Here is a 7,155-nt window from a genome sequence, read left to right on the forward strand (position 1 = left end):
CTTTTTTCGGGGCCGGCCGGACCGCCGGGAGGCCGGCGGCCCGGGGCTAGTTGCGCAGCACCAGGTACTGGTAGGGCTGCAGCGTGAGCGTGCCGCCCAGCGTCAGGGGCTGGCCGTCGAAGGCGTGGCGCCAGGTGGCGGGCAGGGCCGCGGGCACCGGGTAGCTGACCACGCGGTTGCGCAGGTTGGCCAGCACCAGCACCTGCTCGGCCCCGGCCGTCTTGGTAAAGGCGCACACGTCGTCGGAGCTGTAGGGGGTGAGCATGCCGCTGCGGACGGCCGCGCTGCCGTTGCGGAAGCGCAGGATCTTCCTGTATTCCTTGGTCACGGCCGGGTTCAGGGTCCAGTCGATGACTTTACGGGGCCCCATAAAGGGCAGGCGCACCGGACAGGCCACCTCCTGCCCGTTGTAGACCATGGGCGCCGCCTGCTGATAGGCCGCCACTACGAAGGCCGCCAGGGAGCCCTGCACGCCGCCGAAAAACTCCAGCGGGGTGCCATCGTAGGCGTTCAGGTCGTGGTTGGAGGTGTAGCGCAGCACGCGGTAGGCGGCGGGGGCGTTCTGGTAGTTGGCGGCGGTGAGCACGTCGAGCTGGCGCACGCTCTGGCCGCCGGCAAACACCTGGTCCTTGAGCGTGCTCACAAAGTCGAAGCCGTAGCACAGGCCGAAGCCGGCCTGGTAGTAGCTGCGGTTGGCGCTGCCCTCGGCAATGAGCAGCAGCCTGTGGGTGCCGATGCTGTTCAGGCTGGTCAGGGCCTGGGTGAAGAACTCCTGGGGCTGGTTGTCGGCGTAGTCGAAGCGGTAGCCGTCGATGTTGGCCTCGAACACCCAGTAGCGCAGAGCCCGGATCATCTCGGCCCGCATGGGGGAGCTGTCGAAGTTGAGCTGGGCCACGTCGCTGAAGGGGGACGGGTTGAGGATGGTGCCGGCCGCATCCTGCCGGTACCAGTCCTTGTGGGCCGTTATCCAGGGGTTGTCCCAGGCGGTGTGGTTGCTCACCCAGTCGAGCACCACAGCCATGCGGCGGGCGTGGGCGGCCGCCACCAGGGCGCGCAGGTCGGCCAGCGTGCCGAATTCGGGGTTGACGGCGGTGTAGTCCTGCACGGCGTAGGGCGAGTCGAAGGCCCGCAGCTTGCCGACGGGATGAATCGGCATCAGGTAGAGCACGTTGATGCCCAGGGCCTGGATGGAGTCGAGGCGGGCCTGCACGCCGGCAAAAGTGCCCGCGCTGCTGAAGGCGCGCATATTTACCTGGTACACGGTGGCATTGCGGGCCTCGGGCACGTCGGCAAACGGGGTGCCGTACTGCACCGGGTCGGCCGGGGCCGCCGGCCCCGGAGCCGGGTCGGCGCCCTCCGACTGGCAGGCAAACAGCAGGGCGGCCAGCAGGCCATAGAGCGAAGAAAGCTTCGTCATTGCCTAAAGATAAGCCCCGGGCCCCAAAGCCGCGGCCGGGCACGCCGGCTCTTCCCGGTCGTCCTGGCCGCAGCCGGTGATGAGCAGCAGGGCCCGGCCCGGAAACAGCGCGCGTTTCATAAAGCGGGATAAGAAAAGAAGGCTGATACCCGAACCGAAAACAGGGGAAAGTCAGCTCGTAGTGACCATTTCGGAGGCTGGGCGGAGTCGATAGCCACGGCCCAGCTGTTCATTGTACCTCGGGAGCGCAGACCACAACCCGGCTGCCGTTTTTCGCCCCCCCAACCGGCTCCAGCGGGCTGACGCGTTTAGCCCGGCTTGAGGTAAGTGGCGGCTTTCACCACCCGAAAGGCCGGATCGGTGCCGAACACCTCCTGCAGGGAGCTCACGTGCCGGGCGCCGATAATGGTGAGGATGCGCGTGCGGCGCGTGGCCAGCTGGGTGGTCACGATGTTGGAGTAGATCTTCAGGTCGCGGTTATACATCACCGAAATAAACTCGGCCCCCACGTGGCGGGGGCTGACGAACGACGCGTCAACCATCGGGTCGGGCTTGAGCGTGCCCCCGGTTACCCGGGCCGGTACGCGGTACACCAGCGTGTGCAGCTGACGCAGCAGGTCGGGGTGGTTTATGAAGCCCAGCAACCCGCCCAGCGTCAGGGTGCCGGCTTCGAACTGCTTGGCCACCGGCCCGCCGGCAGCCCGGTGGGCGGCCGTAGCCTGCTCATACAGCGCAATGTTGGTACCCTGGTGCAGAACGCTCTGCGACGTGCCGCCGGGCGCGTTCACGCAGTAGACGCGGTCGTGGCCCAGGCGCCTGGCCAGCACGAAGCCCAGCTGGTAGGTTTCGGAGCGGCCGTCGGGCAGGCTGGCCAGCTCCAGCTGGCCCTGGCGGTAGCGCTGGTACAGGCTGTCGAGGCGGGGCTGCTGCTCGGGCAGCTCCTCCACCATGATGATATCGGGCCGGAACCGCGCGACCTGATCCTGGATGGTGGCCAGCTCGGCCTGCCGCCGCGGCGTGAGCACGTCGGTGAGGGGGTTACCGGCTTTGTAGAGCTGACCGAAGTGGGCGCAGCCCAGCAGCCAGATGTCGGTGGGGTGGTCGGTAGAGCCGGCGGCCACGATGGGCGCCGGGCGGGTGGTGGTGCAGCCCACCAGGGCCAGGCCGGAAACAACGCTAAGTAGCAGTAGTCGGAACATAGAAACAGGCAGAATGGGTAACGACGGCGAAGTTATTGGTTTGTCCGCCGCCAGGTGGTACTCCCCAGGGATGCCCGCAACCGCCCAACCGTTGCCTGCCCTATTGGGGCGCAATGAAACCGGGGCCCCTGACGCTGGGCGGGCAGAGGGCAACCGGGATGCCGCGGCCACTCCCGCCATGGCCGAGCGGCTGCAGGGCTGGTAAGGTGGCCGCCGGGTCAATGGATAAAGTATCCTATTTGATTTATTTTTTTCAATTAGGGGACTTTTGCGTTATGCTTGCCGGTATTGGGAGCTGTTTAGGAAGTCGCCAAAATCAATCAGAACGTCATGCCTGATCTGGCGTCCGCGAAGCCGAAGCATCTCTACCGCTTCGTAGGAGTCGTTCAACGAAGCGGTAGAGATGCTTCGGCTTCGCGGACGCTGGATGAGCATGACGTTCTTTTGACTGCCTAAACAGCTTCATTGGCAGCAATGCTTGCCTTCGCCGTCGCTCGGCTATGCCGGGTGACGACTATGCGGAGCGGCTCTGCCGCGAGGGTCCCGCGCCGTGCGGACTCGCTCAGGCGGCCTGGAGGGATTCGCAGCACAGCTGCTCACAGCGTAGGCGTCACCCGGCACCGCCGGCCGGCAAGGCCGGGGGCCATATAGCAAGGGATTTCCGCTCAACCTACCAGCCAGATGCCTGAAACGAACTGCGCGCCCACCCCGGGCGCCCCGCAACAGCAGCCCGCAGCCCGGCCAAGCCGGAGCCTAGCGGTCGGTAGCGGCGGCGCGGGCCGGGGGGGCCAGCACGGTTTCCAGCGGGGTGTAGCCCGCCGACAGAGGCGGGTCCAGCCGGGCAATGTCTACCCAGTGGGCAACTTCCAGCCGGTGGTCCGTCGATTGGTAGAATACCTGCTTCCCCGCCCCCGACACGCACAGCTCGGAGGTCAGGGCCACGTTGGCGTAGGAGTGCAGCTCGTCGGTTTCCCCCTTCCACTTCACGGCCTGCAGGTGCCACTGATTGCCCTGCCACAGCATCCGGTATAGCTTGCCCTTCATGCCCGTGAAGAACAGGGAGCCGGTGGCCTCACTCCAGTGCAGCGCCCCCTTCACCAGGTCGGGGTCGGTGACCACGGGTTCCGCCGGATTCGACTTGTCGGGGTTATAGACCCGGAAGGCGTTGGCGTCGCTTGGGGGAGTGAAGGGCAATTCGCCCTGCGCCCACCCGGTTCCGCCCGTCGCACTCGGGGCCCAGTAGAGGCGCGAGATGGAGCGGCCGGCATTTTTATAAAACAGGTGCTGCCGCTGCTCACTCCAGGTTAGCTCCCCGGCCACGTCGGCGGGGGCCGCCGGCAGCACCTGCTGCTGAAACCAGTGGGGCGCCTCGAAGGCATCCCAGCGCAGGACCGCTACGCGGCCGGCGGTCGTTTTGTAGAACAGGCAGCTGCGGCTCTCGCTCCACGTCAGCTCGCCGGCCACGTCGGCGGGGGCCGCCGGCACCAGTCGCCCCCCGCTCACCCAGCGCGGCGCGGTGGCCGTGGTATCCCAGTATACGTGCGCAACGCGGCCGGTAGTGTCCCGGTAGAACAGGCGCTGCTGCTGCTCGCTCCAGGCCAGCGAACCGGCTACATCCAGGGGCGCGCCGGGCACCAGCTCGGCATAGACCCAGTGGGCGGCGGCGGTATCCCGACGGATGGTGGCCAGGCGGCCGGCGGTCGTTTTATAGAACAGGCAGCTGCGGCTTTCGCTCCAGAGCAGGGGCCCGGCCACGTCGGCGGGCGCGGTGGGGAGCAGCTCGGCCTGGGCCCAGTGCAGCAGGGCGGTGCTGTCGGGGTAGTAGTAGGCCACCGCGTTGCGGGTATTCCGGTAAAACAGGTGCTGCCGCCGCTCACTCCAGGCCAGGCCCCCGGCCACGTCGGCGGGCGCGGCCGCGCTGAGCGGCACCGATGTGCGGGGCTTCAGAATGCGGATGTAGTCGATGGCGAAGACGTCGGAGGAGTTGCCGTTCTTCAGGCTGTGTACCCCCAGATTGGCAATGACGTCCATGGGCACCAGGTTGTTGTAGGGGTTGGTGCGCGTGTGCAGCTCCCGGCCGTCGAGGTAGAAGGTGATGTGGGTGGGCGACCAGATACAGGTCCAGGTATGGTAGGCCAGGGCGAAGTAGTTGTGCTGGCGAGCCCGGTAGTGCTCCGAGGCGTTGCGCGAGCTGCCCGGCCCGTCCTGAACCGAGCTGTACACCTTGTTCTTGTTGGCGTTGCTGCCGCACTCCACCTCAAACAGGTCGATTTCCGGGGGCCACTCGCCCGAGGAAGCCGCCAGCCAGACGGCCGGCGTAAAGCAGCTGGCCATGGGAATGCGGCAGCGCACCTCAATCATGCCGTAGAGAAACCCGCGGGTGTTGTACACCGGCGGCGCGGTATTGTCGACGAAGCGACTGCGAATCAGCCCCGATTTGAACGTGTAGATGTCGTTCGTGCCGGGGCACCGGTAGTCGGGCACCCGACTGGCGGTAATGCGCAGGATGCCGTTTTCGAGGGCCAGGGCGGTGGTATCGTAGTACTCGGCCGTGTCGTTGTCGGGGAGCGTGTCGGTGGGGCTGGTGTGGTTGGAGTAGGCGTAGCAGGAAGAGAAGAACGGCAGGTCGGTGCGCCACTTGGCCGTATCCAGCCGGGGGCCGTCGAAGTCGTCTTCAAACACCACTTCCCAGTCGGCATAGTCCAGGTGCCCGGTGGGCAGCCCGGGGCCCTGCCCGTACCCGGGCACCACGCCTAGCAGCAGCAGCAGACAGGCGACAAGAAGCAGTTTGTTCATAACGGAGCTATAGCGGGGGTGCGGCCAGCTGCCCAACGCCGGGAGCCGGGCCGAAGTTGTCTTCGCCCCCGGACCGACGGCCGTCAGCAGGCGGGACCAAGCGGCTGCCGGGGGCCGGAACAGCCGCTTTCCGCCGCAAGATACGGGCCGGAGCCTCTTGTGGCAGTGCGCAGGCGCACATCCTGCCGGAGCCAGCCCGGCCAGAAGTTCCCGTCCGTCGCCCGGCTCTGCTGGGTGACCACTACGCCGGAGCGGCTCTGCCGCGGGGCTCCCGCGCCGTTTGAGTTCGTGCAGGCGGCGGGGGCTGGTTCGCAGCATAGCTGCTCAGGGCGTAGCGGTGGTTGGTGAAAAGGACGCAGGAGCACGCAGGAGTAGGGTACTGCTAAAAAATAAATCAGGTACCCTACTCGTCAGTAGGGTACCTGATTTATTTTTTAGCAGTACCCTACTTTATAGCGACCGTACCCGGGGCCCGAAACACCGGTAGCCGCAGCTCCTCGTCAAACCCATCGAGCTGCCGCATTTCGGTACATGTGCCCCCCCCCAGCCAGCGCCCTGGCTCCGCCTGGGGCCGCGCAACATGAAGGCGGCCGCCGCGGTGGTTTCCGGGAAAGAGGTGGGGGGCGAGGCATCCCGGTAGCGCCCCCGCAGGATAGGTGGCCGCGGGGCTGATGAAGTAGCCGCCTTCCCCGGCAAAGTCACCTATTCGATTTGTTTTTTTCGATTGGGTGACTTTTGCCGAGGACACCGGATAAGCTACTCCGCCGTCGCTCGGCTAGGCCGGGTGACCACCTACGCCGGAGCGGCTGTGCCGCAAGCGTCCCGCACCAGCCGGGCAAAGCGTGCGCAGGCGACCCGGACGGATTCGTAGCCCGGCTGCTCAGAGCGTAAGCGTCACTCGGCCCAGCCGAGCGACGGTGGGGAGGGGAGCGGCACCACTGGCGCGAGTTTAGCGCAGCGTACCTCGTGCCAGCTCATGCCGGGAGGCTGTGCCTCCCCCGTTAGAACGACCACGCCGCCCGAATTTCTCCAGGCGGCGCGGTTTCGGCTTGCCGCTGGCGCGGCAGTGGAGGTACAACCTCCACCTCATGGCTCGTCACGAGTTACGCTGCGCTAAACTCGCGCCAGTTGGGGCTACAAACTGCCCCCCGGCAAACCAGCCGCTACCGGGGGCGGCAGCGGCTGGTTTAGTTTTGGGTTTCTCTGTCTAGAAGCCCAAAGAGGCTTTCCATCTTCTTCCAGAAACTGTGGTCACGCCATGGTTTCCGAGTTCAGATATGAAAGGGCTTGGATTTAATGAGGCTGTTCCACCCGCTCCACCTGCACGAACAGCGGAGCTAGTGTTTCCTGTTCTACGTGCATCTGCTTTCAGCATTGCCGCTGCACTGCTTATTACCAGCGTTTTTGTAGTCCTTGTCAACGCAACATAGAACAACCTCCTTTGCTCTTCGATAATGCGTAGGCGTTGTGCGGCAGTCATTCCTTCTTTTGGTTTGACAAAGGGAAGTACTCCTGCTGTACAGCCTATTATAATAACGCACTTCGCAGTTAGCCCTTTGGACTTATGCAGACTCATTATTCTGACGATGCCATCTTTATCACTAGGCAGTTTGGGCTGTGATATCGAAAGAACTACTTTTTAGAGTTGTTCCCAAATAGTATTTTTGGGCATGCTAGATGTGAATACGATTACAGACGACCGCCAAATGCGGGCGTTGACGGGCTTGGATTTGGAAGCGTTTT

The 7,155-nt window shown here is 65.0% G+C and carries 4 protein-coding genes; all 4 read right to left on the reverse strand.

The genetic code is table 11. The features are described from left to right. Positions 1-46: 46 nt before the first annotated feature. Positions 47-1,417, reverse strand: coding sequence for an alpha-amylase family glycosyl hydrolase (locus tag ABD842_RS14895; RefSeq protein ID WP_345115537.1), 1,371 nt, complete (start codon positions 1,415-1,417; stop codon positions 47-49). A 308-nt stretch (positions 1,418-1,725) separates the two neighbouring features. Continuing rightward, a complete protein-coding gene (locus ABD842_RS14900; RefSeq protein WP_345115539.1) occupies positions 1,726-2,616 on the reverse strand; it encodes a DUF5694 domain-containing protein in 891 nt (296 codons plus the stop codon). A gap of 753 nt (positions 2,617-3,369) precedes the next feature. Then, positions 3,370-5,412, reverse strand: a complete 2,043-nt coding sequence (locus ABD842_RS14905) for a glycoside hydrolase family 16 protein (RefSeq protein ID WP_345115541.1) — start codon at positions 5,410-5,412, stop codon at positions 3,370-3,372. Between the two features lie 1,207 nt (positions 5,413-6,619). Beyond that, a complete protein-coding gene (locus tag ABD842_RS21225; protein ID WP_425553195.1) occupies positions 6,620-7,036 on the reverse strand; it encodes a 3'-5' exonuclease in 417 nt (138 codons plus the stop codon). Positions 7,037-7,155: the final 119 nt, after the last annotated feature.

It is taken from the genome of Hymenobacter algoricola (assembly GCF_039539525.1).
Taxonomy (GTDB): domain Bacteria; phylum Bacteroidota; class Bacteroidia; order Cytophagales; family Hymenobacteraceae; genus Hymenobacter; species Hymenobacter algoricola.

Coding starts and splice junctions, on each gene's coding strand:
- ABD842_RS14895 (WP_345115537.1), bottom strand. CDS start 1,417: ATGACGAAGCTTTCTTCGCTCTATGGCCTGCTGGCCGCCCTGCTGTTT.
- ABD842_RS14900 (WP_345115539.1), bottom strand. CDS start 2,616: ATGTTCCGACTACTGCTACTTAGCGTTGTTTCCGGCCTGGCCCTGGTG.
- ABD842_RS14905 (WP_345115541.1), bottom strand. CDS start 5,412: ATGAACAAACTGCTTCTTGTCGCCTGTCTGCTGCTGCTGCTAGGCGTG.